Raw genomic sequence first — 15374 nt, 5'->3', positions numbered from 1 at the left:
TCACGAGCGACCGACTCTTCGTTCACCGATTACGCCGCGCCCTGGCCTTCAGCCAGGAAGAACCAGGTTTCCAGCACCGAGTCCGGGTTCAACGAAACGCTTTCAATGCCCTGCTCCATCAGCCACTTGGCCAGATCCGGATGGTCCGAAGGCCCCTGGCCGCAAATGCCGATGTACTTGCCAGCCTTGTTACAGGCGGCAATGGCATTGGCCAGCAGTTTCTTGACCGCAGGATTACGCTCGTCGAACAGGTGGGCGATGATCCCGGAGTCGCGGTCCAGGCCCAGGGTCAGCTGGGTCAGGTCGTTGGAACCGATGGAGAAACCATCGAAGTACTCGAGGAACTCATCAGCCAGGATGGCGTTGGATGGCAGTTCGCACATCATGATCACGCGCAGGCCGTTTTCGCCACGCTTGAGGCCGTTTTCAGCCAGCAGATCAACCACTTGGCTGGCTTCGCCCAAGGTACGCACGAACGGCACCATGATTTCGACGTTGGTCAGGCCCATCTCGTTGCGCACGCGTTTCAGCGCGCGGCACTCGAGCTCGAAGCAGTCACGGAAGGATTCGCTGATGTAACGCGAAGCACCGCGGAAGCCCAGCATCGGGTTTTCTTCTTCCGGCTCGTAGAGCTTGCCGCCGATCAGGTTCGCATATTCGTTGGACTTGAAGTCCGACAGACGCACGATGACCTTCTTCGGCGTGAACGCTGCCGCCAGGGTGCTGATGCCCTCGACCAGCTTGTCGACATAGAAGTCCACCGGATCGTGGTAACCGGCGATGCGCTTGTCGACGCTGTCCTTGATCTCCTGCGGCAGCCCGGCGTAATTCAACAGCGCCTTGGGGTGCACGCCGATCATGCGGTTGATGATGAATTCCAGACGAGCCAGGCCCACGCCGGCATTGGGCAGTTGGGCGAAGTCGAAGGCGCGATCCGGGTTACCGACGTTCATCATGATCTTGAACGGCAGCTCCGGCATGGCATCCACCGAGTTCTTCTTGATGTCGAAGCCCAGTTCGCCTTCAAAGATGAATCCGGTGTCGCCCTCGGCGCAGGAAACGGTCACGCCCTGGCCATCTTTCAACAGCTCGGTGGCGTTGCCGCAACCGACCACCGCAGGAATACCCAGCTCGCGAGCGATGATCGCCGCGTGGCAGGTTCGGCCGCCACGGTTGGTGACAATGGCGCTGGCGCGCTTCATCACCGGTTCCCAGTCCGGGTCGGTCATGTCGGAGACCAGCACGTCACCCGGCTGGACCTTGTCCATCTCGGAAACGTCCTTGATGATCCGCACCTTGCCGGCGCCGATGCGCTGGCCAATGGCACGGCCTTCCACCAGCACGGTGCCGGTTTCCTTGAGCAGGTAGCGCTCCATGACATTGGCCTGGGTGCGGCTCTTCACGGTTTCCGGACGGGCCTGGACGATGTACAGCTTGCCGTCGTCGCCGTCCTTGGCCCATTCGATGTCCATCGGGCACTGGTAGTGCTTCTCGATGATCATCGCCTGCTTGGCCAGCTCGCTGACTTCCGCATCGGTCAGGCAGAAACGCGCGCGATCGGCCGCGTCCACGTCGACGGTCTTCACCGAACGCCCGGCCTTGGCTTCATCGCCGTAAATCATCTTGATCGCCTTGCTGCCCAGGTTGCGGCGCAGAATGGCCGGACGACCGGCTTCGAGGGTGTTCTTGTGAACGTAGAATTCGTCAGGGTTCACCGCGCCCTGGACCACGGTTTCACCCAGGCCGTAGGCGCCGGTAATGAAGACCACGTCACGGAAGCCCGACTCGGTGTCGAGAGTGAACATCACGCCGGCGGTGCCGGTTTCCGAACGGACCATGCGCTGCACACCCGCAGACAAGGCCACCAGCTTGTGGTCGAAACCCTGGTGCACGCGGTAAGAAATGGCGCGATCGTTGAACAGAGAAGCAAACACTTCCTTGGCCGCGCGAATCACGTTATCCACGCCACGGATGTTGAGGAAGGTTTCCTGCTGGCCGGCGAAGGAGGCGTCCGGCAAGTCTTCAGCGGTAGCCGAGGAACGTACGGCTACGGCGATGTCCGGGTTGCCCGCCGACAAAGCGGCGAAAGCGGTGCGGATTTCGGTGTTCAGGCGCTCGGGAAACTCGGCTTCCATGATCCATTGACGGATCTGCGCACCGGTCTTGGCCAGGGCGTTGACGTCATCGACATCCAGCGCATCGAGGGCGGCATGGATCTGGTCGTTCAGACCGCTCAACTCAAGAAAATCACGATAAGCCTGAGCTGTCGTGGCGAAGCCACCAGGGACCGATACGCCCGCACCTGCGAGGTTGCTGATCATCTCGCCCAGGGATGCGTTCTTGCCCCCCACATGCTCAACATCGTGTTTGCCGAGCTTATCGAGGGAAACTACGTACTCTACCAAGGTGATCTCTCCACTAACTGTGTTGGAAAAGCTCAGAAGCCGGCTGCTCTTTGGAGCGTTTGCCCGCTATATGGCCTGGACCTGGAAAATAAGTGAGAATGCGGGCCATTCCCGGCCGACAAATCGCGCCTATCATATCCAAGAATCGTCACTAGCTTAAGGCCCAAGCCGCAAATGAAACGATCTGCTTTCTTTATCTCCGACGGTACCGGCATCACAGCGGAAACCCTCGGCCAGAGCCTGTTGGCGCAGTTCGAAAACGTTACCTTCAGCAAATTCACGCGGCCGTATATCGACAGCATGGAAAAAGCGCGGGCCATGGTACAACAAATCAATATAGCCGCCGAAAAAGACGGCTATCGGCCGATTATCTTCGACACCATCGTCAATCAGGACATTCGTGAGATCCTCGCCACCTCCAATGGTTTCATGATCGACATCTTCTCGACCTTCCTCGCCCCCCTGGAACAGGAGCTCAGCGAGCACTCTTCCTACTCCGTCGGCAAGTCCCATTCCATTGGCCACAACTCCAACTACATGGAGCGGATCGAGGCGGTGAACTTCGCCCTGGACAACGACGACGGTGCCCGCACTCACTATTACGACAAGGCCGACCTGATCCTGGTGGGCGTGTCGCGCTGCGGCAAGACCCCAACCTGCCTGTACATGGCCATGCAATTCGGCATCCGTGCGGCCAACTACCCGCTGACCGAAGAAGACATGGAGCGCCTGCAACTGCCCAACGCCCTGCGCGCCCACAAGCACAAGCTGTTCGGCCTGACCATCGACCCGGACCGGCTCACCGCGATCCGCAACGAGCGTAAGCCCAACAGTCGCTATTCCAGCTATGCCCAGTGCGAGTTCGAAGTGCGTGAGGTGGAAAACCTGTTCCGCCGCGAAAACATTCCCCACATCAACTCCACGCATTTCTCGGTGGAAGAGATCTCGGCCAAGATCCTCGTGGAAAAAGGCGTGGAACGGCGCTTCAAGTAAGCATCGGCGCCACTTCAGCCGATCCGATGTGGCAAGGACGCGCCCTTGCCACATCCACACCGCCTTCAGCGTCTCACCACCCCGGCAATCCAGGCTCCTGGCTTAACGCCGCAGCCAGCGCAGCAAAACCCTCAGTCAGTTTCCGATCATCGGCCGTGGTATTGCAGACACTGGCACGAATGAACTGCGGCACCCCTGCCTGGCCGACGGCAAAGGCCTCGGCCGTGGCCACCAGATAGTGCTGCTGCTTCAGATGCGCTTCGATCTCCGAGGCCCGCCAGGGCTCGGGAACCTGAATCCAGAAATGCGGGCATGCCTGCGGACTGCGCCACTCCAACCCTTGCAGCAAACCCGCCACCAGCCCCTTGCGACGAGTGATCTCGGCCATTTGCTGCTGACGCAGGCGTTCGGCAATGCCGTCGTCGATCCACCCGGCAGCCAGCTCCAGGGCTAACGGCGTGGCCATCCAGCAGGTTGCCCGCAGCGCTGCGGCCAATCGTCCCACCAGAGGCTGCGGCCCATGCACGAAGCCGACCCGCAACCCAGCCGCCACAGCCTTGCTCAGGCTGCTGATCAGCACCGTGCGCTCCGGGGCAAAATGAGCCAACGGCGCCGGGCGCCGATCCATCAGCACGGCATGGGTTTCGTCTTCAAGAATCAACAGATTGTGTCGCCGACAGACCTCGGCAATGGCCTCCCGCCGCGTCGGGGACTGCACCGCCGTGCTGGGATTCTGCAAGGTCGGCGTGCAATACAGGGCCGCCAGCCGGTGATGCCGGCACGCCTCCTCCAGCGCCTCGGGCAACAGCCCCTGCTCATCCATGGGCAACCCCAGCAACTTGATCCCCAGCATCCGTGCAGTGCTGATCAGACCCGGATAGGTCAGGTGTTCGGTAGCCAGGGTATCCCCGGCCTTGAGCAGCGCCAGCAAGGCGACATGCAAGCCGTGCTGCGCCCCGTTGACGCAAATGACCTGCTGGGGATCAACCTGCAATCCCTCTTGGCTCAGCCAGCGGGCGCCGGCCTCGCGATAGCGCGCCAGCCCGGCTTCCGGGCTGTAGCGAGCCACCTCCAGCAACCCCTGAGGATCGTCGGCTAAAGCCCGCAGACTCTGGGCGATGTAACGACTCTCCGAACCGGGAATATGGGTATTGCGACTCATGTCGAACAGCGCGGGCGACTCGTCTCCGACAGTGCGGAACCCCGAATCACGCTGACGCTGCAAACCGTCCTGGCGCACATAAGTGCCATCACCGACCCGCGCCACCACCTGCCCCAGGCGCTCCAGCTCGGCATAGGCACGGCTGATGGTGCCGATGGTCACGCCCAGTTGATCGGCCAGCAGCCGGTGGGGAGACAGTTTGCTACCGGGCGCCAGCAGGCTTTGCTCAATGCCCTGGTCCAGGGCCTCTGCCAGCCGCTTGTACTTGGGCCCCGAGCCCTCCTGCAACGCGGAACGCAACATTGACACCATGTCAATACTTACTTTGACAGCCATCATTTACCCCAATAACGTGCTTTACAGGTTCAATCACCGGAAATGACTCGCCAAATATAGGGGTCAATTGCCAATCACGAAAGGAATGTCAGTGTGAACACCCTCACGGCAGCACCTACCACGCCTGTGTCATCGCGCCAGTGGCTCGCCACGCTGGTGACCTGCACCCTGTTCCTGATTGTCTGCCTGAGCTGGGGCACCACCTGGCTGGGCATCAAGATTGCCGTGGAGAGCGTGCCGCCGCTGACCGCCGCCGGGCTGCGCTTTCTGATCGCCTTCCCGCTGTTCGCCTGCTTTGCCTGGCTGCGCCGCGAACCACTGATGTTTCCCAAAGGCAGCCGGGGTTTCTTGCTGTTCGTCACCTTGTGCTACTTCAGCCTGCCCTACACCTTGCTCAACTACGGCGAGGTCCACGTCTCCTCGGGCCTGACCGCGCTGCTGTTCAGCTGCATGCCGGTGTTCATCCTGATTTTTTCCGCCTTGCTGTTGCGCGAGAAGATTCATCTGGCACAACTGCTGGGCATCGCTGTCGGCTTCGCCAGCCTGTTCCAGATCATCCGCGGCCAGGGCCTGCTCAGCGATCACAACGAACTGTCGGGGGTACTGGCGATTCTCGGCGCGGCGCTGCTGCATGCACTGTGCTACGTGGTCACCAAGAAACACGGCAGCGCCATCAGTGTCATCACCTACAACACCTTGCCAATCGGCATCGCCGGTTTGCTGCTGTGCCTGGCGGGGCTGGGGATTGAGCAACCGGACTTTGCCGCCATCAGCCCGCGTTCCTGGGGCGCCTTGCTGTATCTGGGGCTGGCTGCTTCGGTGGGCGGGTTCATTGTCTACTTCTTCCTGCTCAAACGACTGAACCCGGTGATCCTGTCCTTCGTGTTCATTATTTTCCCGGTGTTCGCGGTGATCATCGGCGCCTGGTACGAAGGACAGAGCCTGTCCCGGGACTTGCTGCTGTACTCCGCCACCCTGCTCGGCGGCTTTGCCATCACCAAATTGCCATTGGATAAATGGCTGTCCAGAAAGCCCTCACGACACTAAAGAGACGCTGTAGGAGCGAGCTTGCTTGCGAAGCTTCTCGGAACGCCACGCTCGCCCGGCGAACCCGCGTCATCGTTGACGTTCATCGCGAGCAAGCTCGGTCCTACAAGGGTGGGTATCAGATCACCAGCAAATCGACGAACCTATGCACTGGTGTTGCCTCCAGGCGCGCCGGGTCCTTGCACAGTTGGAAAATCTGCGTCGAACGCTGGGCGGTGAAGCGCGTGGCCAGATTGGCCTTGAACTTGTCCTCCAGCAATGGAATGCCTTCGGCGCGGCGACGACGGTGACCGATGGGATATTCCACCGCCACCTGCTCGGTACTGGAGCCGTCCTTGAAGAACACCTGCACGGCATTGGCGATGGAGCGCTTGTCGGCCTCCAGGTATTCACGGGTGTAACGCGGGTCTTCGACGATCTCCATCTTGCCCCGCAACTGATCGATGATCGGATGCGCAGCGTGGAAATCATCTTCGTAGTGCTCGGCCACCAAGGTGCCGAAGGCCAGGGGCACAGCGGTCATGTATTGCAGGCAATGATCGCGGTCGGCGGCATTGGCCAAGGGGCCGACCTTGGAAATGATGCGGATCGCCGATTCATGGGTGGTGATGACGATCCGGTCGATCTCGGGCAAGCGATTGCGCACCAGGGGATGCAAAGTCACCGCCGCTTCACAGGCGGTCTGCGCATGGAACTCCGCTGGGAAGCTGATCTTGAACAGGACGTTTTCCATCACGTAACTGGCGTACTTCTGCGACAGGCTGAAACAGCGCTGCGCCTCGGGCTTCAACGCCAGGTCCTTGTTGGTGTGACTGAACAGCACGTCATAGAAGCCCCATTGCGGCGCCGTCAGGACACCGGGAATCCCCATCTCGCCACGCAGGGCGATGTCCGCCAGACGCACCCCACGGCTTGAAGCATCGCCCGCCGCCCAGGATTTGCGTGAACCGGCATTCGGCGCATGACGGTAGGTGCGCAGCGCCTGACCGTCGACAAAGGCATGGGACAGCGCCGCCAGCAACTGCTCGCGGTTGGCGCCCATCAACTTGGCGCAGACCGCTGTGGAGGCAACCTTTACCAACAGCACATGATCGAGACCGACCCGGTTGAAGGAGTTTTCCAGGGCCATCACTCCCTGGATCTCATGGGCCATGACCATCGCTCGCAACACATCGCCCATGGTCAACGGCGCTTCACCATTGGCCATACGCTTTTGCGAGAGATGGTCGGCCACCGCGAGAATGCCGCCGAGGTTGTCCGAGGGATGCCCCCATTCGGCCGCCAGCCAGGTGTCGTTGTAATCCAGCCAACGCACGATGCAGCCGATGTCCCAGGCCGCCTTCACCGGGTCCAGGCGATAGCTGGTGCCGGGAACCCGGGCACCGAAGGGCACCACCGTGCCTTCGACGATCGGTCCCAGGTGCTTGGTGCATTCAGGGAAACGCAGGGCCAGCAAGCCGCAGCCCAAGGTATCCATCAGGCAATTGCGGGCGGTATCGAGGGCTTCTTGGGAGTCGATGACGTAGTCCAGGACATAGTCGGCAATGTCCTGCAAAACCGGGTCGTAATCGGGACGGTTGTTCAGGTCAACGTTGGCGCTCATGAGTGCTTCACTCCTGTTGCAAGGTTGTGGGTAGCGGTGATTCCTCAGGTACAGGTCAATAACGGCATCGCAGGTCTGCGCCTGCTCAGCGATTCAATAACAACGTCACGACTGGCGGTGATGGCGAGTGCACAAGCCCCGCCACCACAGCCAGCATTACTCTGCCTAGAAACTGTCGCCGGGCACTCGCACCCAGCCTTCCATCAGCACTCGGGCGCTGCGGCTCATGATGGCCTTGACCACCGTCCAGTCACCGCCGCTTTGAGTGGCTTCGGCACCGACACGCAAGGTGCCTGAAGGGTGACCAAAACGCACCGCGCTGCGCGCACCGCCACCGGCCGCCAGATTGACCAGGGTCCCGGGAATCGCCGCCGCGGTGCCGATGGCCACCGCGGCGGTGCCCATCATCGCGTGATGCAGCTTGCCCATGGACATGGCCCGCACCAACAGATCGACGTCCCCGGCCTTGATCGCCTTGCCGCTGGAAGCCTGGTAATCCGCCGGCGGCGCCACAAAGGCCACTTTCGGCGTGTGCTGGCGCTGGGCGGCTTGGTCCAGGTGCTGAATCAGGCCCATGCGCAGGGCGCCGTGGGCGCGGATGGTCTCGAACATCGCCAGGGCCTTGGGGTCGCCATTGATGTCGCCCTGCAGCTCGGTGCCGCGATAACTGATGTCCGCCGCGTTGACGAAGATCGTCGGAATCCCGGCATTGATCAGAGTCGCCTTGAAGGTGCCGACACCGGGGACTTCCAAGTCGTCCACCAGGTTGCCGGTGGGGAACATCGAACCACCGGCGCCCTCTTCCTCGGCCGCCGGATCGAGGAATTCCAGCTGCACTTCGGCCGCCGGGAAGGTCACCCCATCCAGCTCGAAATCACCGGTTTCCTGAACCTCGCCGTTGGTGATCGGCACGTGGGCGATGATGCTCTTGCCGATATTGGCCTGCCAGATGCGCACCACCGCCACGCCGTTCTGCGGAATGCGACTGGCGTCCACCAGGCCGCTGCTGATGGCGAAGGAGCCCACCGCCGCCGAGAGGTTGCCGCAGTTGCCGCTCCAGTCGACGAAGGCCTTGTCGATGGCCACCTGGCCGAACAGGTAGTCGACGTCGTGATCGGCCTTGATGCTCTTGGATAGAATCACCGTCTTGCTGGTGCTGGAGGTGGCACCGCCCATGCCGTCGATCTGCTTGTCATAGGGATCGGGGCTGCCGATCACCCGCAGCAGCAGGGCATCGCGGGCCGCGCCCGGCAACTGCGCGGCCTCGGGCAGGTCCTGCAGGTTGAAGAACACACCCTTGCTGGTGCCGCCACGCATGTAGGTGGCCGGAATCTTGATTTGCGCTACAAATGCCATGGATTTCTGGTCCTGATAAAGACCGGGGGCGGCGCCTTGCGGCCCGCCCCCGGTACGTCATTTAGCTGGCGACTGCCGATTCCAGGAAGTCCTGGGCGAAGCGTTGCAGCACCCCGCCCGCCTCGTAGATCGACACCTCTTCGGCGGTGTCGAGGCGGCAGGTTACCGGCACCTCCAACCGCTCGCCGTTGCGGCGATTGATCACCAGGGTCAACTGCGCCCGTGGTGTGCGTTCGCCGATCACGTCGTAGGTTTCGGTGCCGTCGATGCCCAGGGTCTTGCGGTCGGTGCCCGCCAGGAACTCCAGGGGCAGCACGCCCATGCCCACCAGGTTGGTGCGGTGGATGCGCTCGAAGCCTTCGGCGACGATCGCCTCCACACCCGCCAGGCGCACGCCCTTGGCCGCCCAGTCGCGGGACGAGCCCTGGCCATAGTCGGCGCCGGCAATGATGATCAGCGGCTGCTTGCGCTGCATGTAGGTTTCGATGGCTTCCCACATCCGCGTCACTTTGCCTTCCGGCTCGATGCGCGCCAGGGAACCCTGCTTGACCTTGCCGTTTTCCTCGACCATTTCGTTGAACAGTTTCGGGTTGGCAAAGGTCGCGCGCTGAGCGGTCAGGTGGTCGCCACGGTGGGTCGCGTAGGAGTTGAAGTCCTCTTCCGGCAGGCCCATTTTCGCCAGGTACTCACCGGCCGCACTGTCGAGCATGATGGCGTTGGACGGCGACAGGTGGTCGGTGGTGATGTTGTCCGGCAGCACCGCCAGCGGCCGCATGCCCTTGAGGCTGCGCTCCCCGGCCAGGGCCCCTTCCCAGTAAGGCGGACGGCGGATGTAGGTGCTCTGCGGACGCCAGTCGTACAGCGGCTCGACTTTCGGGCCGGTGTCCTCGTGGATGGCGAACATCGGGATGTAGACCTTGCGGAACTGCTCCGGCTTCACCGCGGCCTTGACCACGGCGTCGATTTCTTCGTCGCTCGGCCAGATGTCCTTGAGGCGGATTTCCCGGCCGTTGGCGTCCAGGCCCAGCACGTCCTTCTCGATATCGAAGCGGATGGTGCCGGCAATCGCGTAGGCCACCACCAGCGGCGGCGAAGCCAGGAACGCCTGCTTGGCATAGGGGTGGATACGCCCGTCGAAGTTGCGGTTGCCCGAGAGCACAGCGGTGGCGTACAGGTCGCGATCGATGATCTCTTTCTGGATCACCGGGTCCAAGGCGCCGGACATGCCGTTGCAAGTGGTGCAGGCAAAAGCCACCACGCCAAAGCCCAGCTGTTCCAGTTCATGGCCCAGGCCGGCTTCTTCCAGGTACATGGCCACGGTTTTCGAACCCGGAGCCAGGGACGATTTGACCCACGGCTTGCGGGTCAGCCCCAGCTTGTTGGCATTGCGCGCCAGCAGGCCGGCAGCAATCACGTTGCGCGGGTTGCTGGTGTTGGTGCAACTGGTGATGGCGGCGATGATCACCGCGCCGTCGGGCATCTGCCCCGGCACTTCGGACCACTGCCCGGCGATGCCCTTGGCCGCCAGGTCGCTGGTGGCGACCCGGGCGTGGGGGTTGCTCGGCCCGGCCATGTTGCGCACCACCGACGACAGGTCGAACTGCAGGCCACGCTCGTAACGCGCGCTCTTCAGGCTGTCGGCCCACAGGCCAGTGTGCTTGGCGTAGCTCTCTACCAGACGCACTTGTTCGTCTTCACGACCGGTGAGCTTGAGGTAATCGATGGTCTGCTGGTCGATGTAGAACATCGCCGCAGTGGCGCCGTATTCCGGGGCCATGTTGGAGATGGTGGCGCGGTCGCCCAGGGTCAGTGCCGCGGCGCCTGCGCCGAAGAACTCCAGCCAGGCACCCACCACTTTCTGTTTGCGCAGGAACTCGGTCAGCGCCAGCACCATGTCGGTGGCGGTGATCCCGGGCTGCAACTTGCCAGTGAGCTCGACACCGATGATTTCCGGCAAGCGCATCCACGAAGCGCGACCGAGCATGACGTTCTCGGCTTCCAGGCCGCCCACGCCGATGGCGATCACCCCCAGGGCATCCACGTGCGGGGTGTGGCTGTCGGTGCCGACGCAGGTATCCGGGAAGGCCACCCCGTCGCGCACCTGGATCACCGGGGACATTTTCTCCAGGTTGATCTGGTGCATGATGCCGTTGCCCGGCGGGATCACGTCGACGTTCTTGAAGGCTTTTTTGGTCCAGTTGATGAAGTGGAAACGGTCTTCGTTGCGCCGGTCTTCGATGGCGCGGTTCTTGTCGAAGGCGTCCGGATCGAAGCCGCCGCACTCCACGGCCAGGGAGTGGTCGACGATCAACTGGGTCGGCACTACCGGGTTGACCAGCGCCGGATCACCGCCCTGGTCGGCGATGGCGTCGCGTAGGCCGGCCAGGTCCACCAACGCAGTCTGGCCAAGGATGTCATGGCACACCACGCGGGCTGGGAACCAGGGAAAGTCCAGGTCGTCACGACGTTCGATCAACTGGCCCAGGGACGCCTTGAGGGTCGCCGGATCACAGCGACGCACCAGGTTCTCCGCCAGCACGCGGGAGGTATAGGGCAGGCTGTCGTAAGCGCCTGGCTGAAGCGCATCGACCGCCGCACGGGCGTCGAAGTAGTCCAGCTGGCTGCCAGGCAGCGTCTTGCGAAATTCAGTGTTCATGGTCAGGGGACTCGATCACGGTAGTTTCAAAGGGAGCGCCTGGCACCGTGTTGAATGAACATCTATCCCTTGTCGGAGCGAGCTTGCTCGCGATCACTGAAGCAGATCCGACATGGCTGTCGGCTGATCCATCGCTATGGCGAGCAAGTTCGCTCCTACAGGTTTGTGGTTCATTCAAGCCATAGTGCCGGCGCCCTCCCGGTCAGCGGCGTTCGATTGGCACGAACTTGCGCTGTTCAACGCCGATGTACTCGGCGCTTGGACGGATGATGCGGTTGTTGCCACGCTGTTCGAACACATGAGCAGCCCAGCCGGTCAGGCGCGAACACACGAAGATCGGCGTGAACAACTTGGTGGGAATGCCCATGAAGTGGTACGCCGAGGCGTGGTAGAAGTCGGCGTTGGGGAAGAGTTTCTTTTGCTCCCACATGGTCTTGTCGATGGCTTCGGATACCGGGAACAGCACCTTGTCGCCCACTTCGTCGGCGAGCTTCTTCGACCAGCCCTTGATCACCTCGTTGCGCGGGTCGTTGTCTTTGTAGATCGCGTGACCGAAGCCCATGATCTTGTCCTTGCGCTCCAGCATCCGCAGCAACTCGGCAGTCGCCTCCTCGGGGCTCTGGAAGCGCTCGATCAGCTCCATGGCTGCCTCGTTGGCACCACCGTGCAGCGGGCCGCGTAGCGAACCGATGGCTGCAGTAATGCACGAGTACAGGTCCGACAGGGTCGAGGCACAGACCCGGGCGGTGAAGGTGGAAGCGTTGAATTCGTGCTCGGCATAAAGGATCAGCGAGACGTTCATCACCTTGACGTGCAACTCGCTGGGCTTCTTGCCGTGCAACAAGTGCAGGAAGTGGCCGCCGATGGTCTGCTCGTCGCTGACACAGCTGATGCGCACGCCTTCGTGGCTGAAGCGGTACCAGTAGCACATGATCGCCGGGAAAGCCGCCAGCAGACGGTCGGTGACGTCATGCTGCTGGGAGAAGTCCGCCTCCGGCTCGATATTGCCGAGGAACGAGCAGCCCGTACGCATCACGTCCATCGGATGGGCCTGGGCCGGAATCCGCTCCAGCACTTCCTTGAGCGCCTGAGGCAGGTCCCGCAGCTTGCTCAGCCTGGCGCTGTAAGCGGCCAGTTGCTCCTGGGTCGGCAGATCGCCGTACAACAGCAGGTAGGCCACTTCCTCGAACTGCGCATCGGCCGCCAGTTCGCGCACGTCATAGCCGCGATAGGTCAACCCGGCACCGGCCTGGCCCACGGTGGACAGCGCGGTTTGCCCGGCCACCTGTCCGCGCAGACCTGCGCCACTCAATACTTTTGCTTCGGCCATTGCTCTCTCCAATCTTGAATTTGTTAGGGACTTGGCAACTTCATCAACGGTTTGTTCGTGGTTCGCGAATCAACCTTTCTTCTGCGCGAACAGCGCGTCGAGCTTCTGCTCGAAGCTGTGGTAGTCGATGCGCTCGTAGAGCTCCATGCGGGTCTGCATGGTGTCGATCACGTTCTGCTGGGTGCCGTCGCGACGGATCGCGGTGTAGACGTTTTCCGCCGCCTTGTTCATGGCACGGAACGCCGACAGCGGGTACAGCACCAGGGAAACATCCACGGATTTCAACTGTTCGGTGGTGTACAGCGGAGTCGCGCCGAATTCGGTGATGTTGGCCAGGATCGGCGCTTTCACCCGGTCGGCGAAGATCTTGTACATCTCAAGCTCGGTGATGGCTTCCGGGAACACCATGTCGGCGCCGGCCTCGATGCACGCCGCGGCGCGCTCCAGGGCCGACTCCAGGCCTTCCACCGCCAGGGCGTCGGTACGCGCCATGATCACGAAACTGTCGTCGGTGCGGGCATCCACCGCGGCCTTGATGCGGTCGACCATTTCCTGCTGGGACACGATCTCTTTATTAGGACGGTGACCGCAGCGCTTGGCGCCGACCTGGTCCTCGATGTGGATCGCCGCCGCGCCGAACTTGATCATCGACTTGACGGTGCGGGCCACGTTGAAGGCCGAGGAACCGAAACCGGTGTCCACGTCCACCAGCAGCGGCAGGTCGCAGACGTCGGTGATGCGGCGCACGTCGGTGAGGACGTCGTCGAGGCCGGTGATGCCCAGGTCAGGCACGCCGAGGGAACCGGCGGCGACCCCGCCGCCAGACAGGTAGATCGCCTTGAAGCCGGCGCGCTTGGCCAGCAGGGCGTGGTTGGCGTTGATCGCGCCCACCACTTGCAATGGCTGTTCGCTGGCGACCGCATCGCGGAAACGCTGGCCTGGAGTGCTCTTGTTGGAACTCATGACTCACCTCGTGGAGTGGCTGTCTGATGGGCGCTGTCCTGGTAGTGACGCGCGATGTTGCGTTTCGAGGCGCCGATGTGGCGGCGCATCAGTAGCTCGGCCAGTTCGCCGTCGCGATCGGCAATGGCGTCGAGAATCCGGTGGTGTTCGGCAAAGGCCTGGTGCGGGCGGTTGGGGGTCGCGGAGAACTGGATGCGATACATGCGCACCAACTGATACAGCTCGCCACAGAGCATTTGCGTGAGGGTGCGGTTGCCCGCGCCCTGGATGATCCGGTAGTGGAAGTCGAAATCCCCTTCCTGCTGGTAGTAGCCGACCCCGGCCTGGAACGCCGCATCGCGCTCATGGGTATCGAGCACCCGGCGCAATTCGTCGATTTCCTCGCTGGTCATGCGCTCCGCCGCCAGGCGACAGGCCATGCCCTCCAGGGATTCGCGAATTTCGTAGAGTTCGATCAGCTCGGCGTGGCTCAGGGATACCACCCGGGCCCCGACATGCGGCACCCGCACCAACAGGCGCTGGCCTTCCAGGCGGTGGATGGCTTCGCGCAGCGGGCCGCGACTGATGCCGTAGGTTCGGGCCAGCTCAGGCTCGGAGATCTTGCTGCCCGGGGCGATCTCGCCCTTGACGATGGCGGCCTGGATGCGCCGGAAGACGTTTTCGGACAGGGTCTCAGAATCGTCCTGTGTCGGCAGCGGATGTTCCAGTTGATCCAACATATTGTCGACACCTTTAAAATCAATGAGGCAAAAACTAGCCAATGCCCCCTAAACAGTCAAAGGAAAAATTGAGATTGTCGACAATCGTCTAATAACCCTTTGCACCCAAACGAGACAAAAGGCCCGCCCCCGACGCTGGCGCCATAAAACCAGCATGCTAGAATGCTGCCCGCATTGGCCTGTCATCTTTTTATGACACGCATACGAGGGAGCTTGCGCAGCAATGCCGGTCGCCTTGAACTGAAGAACCCAAGCCCATCAGGATCTATGAGACTCAAGGCCCTTCCCCTACTCCTCTGTCTGCCTGCCCTGCCCGGTCTCAGTGCCGCCGCCGGCAAGACGGTCTACGGTTTGAACGAGTACGCGCATCTATCAGGTATCGACCTGGAAGTTGCTGCCAAGCTCGACACCGGCGCCAAGACTGCGTCCTTAAGTGCCCGCGACATCAAGCGCTTCAAGCGCAATGGCGAGTCCTGGGTGCGTTTCTACCTGGCCATCGACACCGCCCATTCCCACCCCATCGAACGGCCCCTTGCCCGGGTCAGCAAGATCAAGCGCCGCGCTGGCGACTATGATCCCGATGAGGACAAGAATTACACCGCGCGTCCGGTGATCGCTCTGGATGTCTGCATGGGCAGTGCCTTGCGCAGCATCGAAGTGAACCTGACCGACCGCAGCACTTTCCAATACCCGCTGCTGATTGGCTCCGAAGCGCTGAAACGCTTCGACGCGCTGGTCGACCCCAGTCTTAAATACGCTGCTGGCAAACCCGCCTGCGCCACCGACGCTCATACCGCAGAGTAA

Annotated in this window: 11 protein-coding genes; 3 read left to right on the top strand and 8 right to left on the bottom strand. The window is 62.0% G+C overall.

Going from position 1 to position 15374, the window contains the following annotated elements; genetic code table 11:
• Window positions 1–29: 29 nt before the first annotated feature.
• Window positions 30–2405, bottom strand: coding sequence for a phosphoenolpyruvate synthase (gene ppsA / locus KHO49_RS10395; RefSeq protein WP_102878970.1), 2376 nt, complete (start codon window positions 2403–2405; stop codon window positions 30–32).
• 174 nt (window positions 2406–2579) lie between these two features.
• Here ppsA and ppsR point away from each other — a divergent pair, with 174 nt between their 5' ends.
• Entirely contained in the window at window positions 2580–3398 is an 819-nt protein-coding gene (gene ppsR, locus KHO49_RS10390) for a posphoenolpyruvate synthetase regulatory kinase/phosphorylase PpsR (RefSeq protein WP_102863851.1), read from the top strand.
• Between the two features lie 73 nt (window positions 3399–3471).
• On the opposite strand, the gene KHO49_RS10385 is transcribed toward ppsR, so the two are convergent.
• Window positions 3472–4896 carry an aminotransferase-like domain-containing protein gene (locus tag KHO49_RS10385; RefSeq protein ID WP_213664980.1) on the bottom strand — a complete coding sequence of 475 codons (1425 nt, stop codon included), beginning with the start codon at window positions 4894–4896 and terminating at the stop codon, window positions 3472–3474.
• A 93-nt stretch (window positions 4897–4989) separates the two neighbouring features.
• On the opposite strand from KHO49_RS10385, the gene KHO49_RS10380 reads away from it, so the two are divergent.
• The gene (locus KHO49_RS10380; protein WP_102878969.1) at window positions 4990–5943 is read left to right on the top strand and encodes a DMT family transporter; all 954 of its coding nucleotides are present in this window, start codon (window positions 4990–4992) and stop codon (window positions 5941–5943) included.
• 118 nt (window positions 5944–6061) lie between these two features.
• Here the strand turns inward: KHO49_RS10380 and prpD are convergent, their stop codons facing one another.
• From prpD to KHO49_RS10350, 6 genes are all read right to left on the bottom strand, one after another.
• Window positions 6062–7546, bottom strand: coding sequence for a 2-methylcitrate dehydratase (gene prpD, locus KHO49_RS10375; protein ID WP_110595228.1), 1485 nt, complete (start codon window positions 7544–7546; stop codon window positions 6062–6064).
• Between the two features lie 165 nt (window positions 7547–7711).
• Window positions 7712–8902: a 2-methylaconitate cis-trans isomerase PrpF gene (gene prpF / locus KHO49_RS10370; RefSeq protein ID WP_110595227.1), complete on the bottom strand. Its 1191-nt coding sequence runs from the start codon at window positions 8900–8902 to the stop codon at window positions 7712–7714.
• Window positions 8903–8963: 61 nt separating this feature from the next.
• Window positions 8964–11558, bottom strand: a complete 2595-nt coding sequence (acnD, locus tag KHO49_RS10365) for a Fe/S-dependent 2-methylisocitrate dehydratase AcnD (RefSeq protein WP_110652111.1) — start codon at window positions 11556–11558, stop codon at window positions 8964–8966.
• Window positions 11559–11760: 202 nt separating this feature from the next.
• Entirely contained in the window at window positions 11761–12888 is a 1128-nt protein-coding gene (gene prpC / locus KHO49_RS10360; protein ID WP_213664979.1) for a bifunctional 2-methylcitrate synthase/citrate synthase, read from the bottom strand.
• A gap of 69 nt (window positions 12889–12957) precedes the next feature.
• On the bottom strand, window positions 12958–13851 hold the full coding sequence (prpB, locus tag KHO49_RS10355; RefSeq protein WP_011060181.1) for a methylisocitrate lyase: 894 nt from the start codon (window positions 13849–13851) through the stop codon (window positions 12958–12960).
• Window positions 13848–14570, bottom strand: coding sequence for a GntR family transcriptional regulator (locus KHO49_RS10350; protein ID WP_102863858.1), 723 nt, complete (start codon window positions 14568–14570; stop codon window positions 13848–13850). Before KHO49_RS10350 ends, prpB begins: the two co-directional genes overlap by 4 nt.
• A 267-nt stretch (window positions 14571–14837) precedes the next feature.
• Between KHO49_RS10350 and rloA the strand changes: the two genes are divergently transcribed.
• A complete protein-coding gene (gene rloA, locus KHO49_RS10345) occupies window positions 14838–15374 on the top strand; it encodes a retropepsin-like aspartic peptidase RloA (RefSeq protein ID WP_102863859.1) in 537 nt (178 codons plus the stop codon).

The organism is Pseudomonas sp. RC4D1 (genome assembly GCF_018390395.1).
In the GTDB taxonomy this organism is placed as follows: Bacteria; Pseudomonadota; Gammaproteobacteria; order Pseudomonadales; family Pseudomonadaceae; genus Aquipseudomonas; species Aquipseudomonas danubii.
Note: the sequence above shows the minus strand (reverse complement) of the source record. Positions and strands in the feature narration are given on the sequence as shown.

Coding starts and splice junctions, on each gene's coding strand:
- prpC (WP_213664979.1), bottom strand. CDS start 12,888: ATGGCCGAAGCAAAAGTATTGAGTGGCGCAGGTCTGCGCGGACAGGTG.
- KHO49_RS10350 (WP_102863858.1), bottom strand. CDS start 14,570: ATGTTGGATCAACTGGAACATCCGCTGCCGACACAGGACGATTCTGAG.
- prpB (WP_011060181.1), bottom strand. CDS start 13,851: ATGAGTTCCAACAAGAGCACTCCAGGCCAGCGTTTCCGCGATGCGGTC.
- ppsR (WP_102863851.1), top strand. CDS start 2,580: ATGAAACGATCTGCTTTCTTTATCTCCGACGGTACCGGCATCACAGCG.
- rloA (WP_102863859.1), top strand. CDS start 14,838: ATGAGACTCAAGGCCCTTCCCCTACTCCTCTGTCTGCCTGCCCTGCCC.
- acnD (WP_110652111.1), bottom strand. CDS start 11,558: ATGAACACTGAATTTCGCAAGACGCTGCCTGGCAGCCAGCTGGACTAC.
- KHO49_RS10385 (WP_213664980.1), bottom strand. CDS start 4,896: ATGGCTGTCAAAGTAAGTATTGACATGGTGTCAATGTTGCGTTCCGCG.
- prpF (WP_110595227.1), bottom strand. CDS start 8,902: ATGGCATTTGTAGCGCAAATCAAGATTCCGGCCACCTACATGCGTGGC.
- prpD (WP_110595228.1), bottom strand. CDS start 7,546: ATGAGCGCCAACGTTGACCTGAACAACCGTCCCGATTACGACCCGGTT.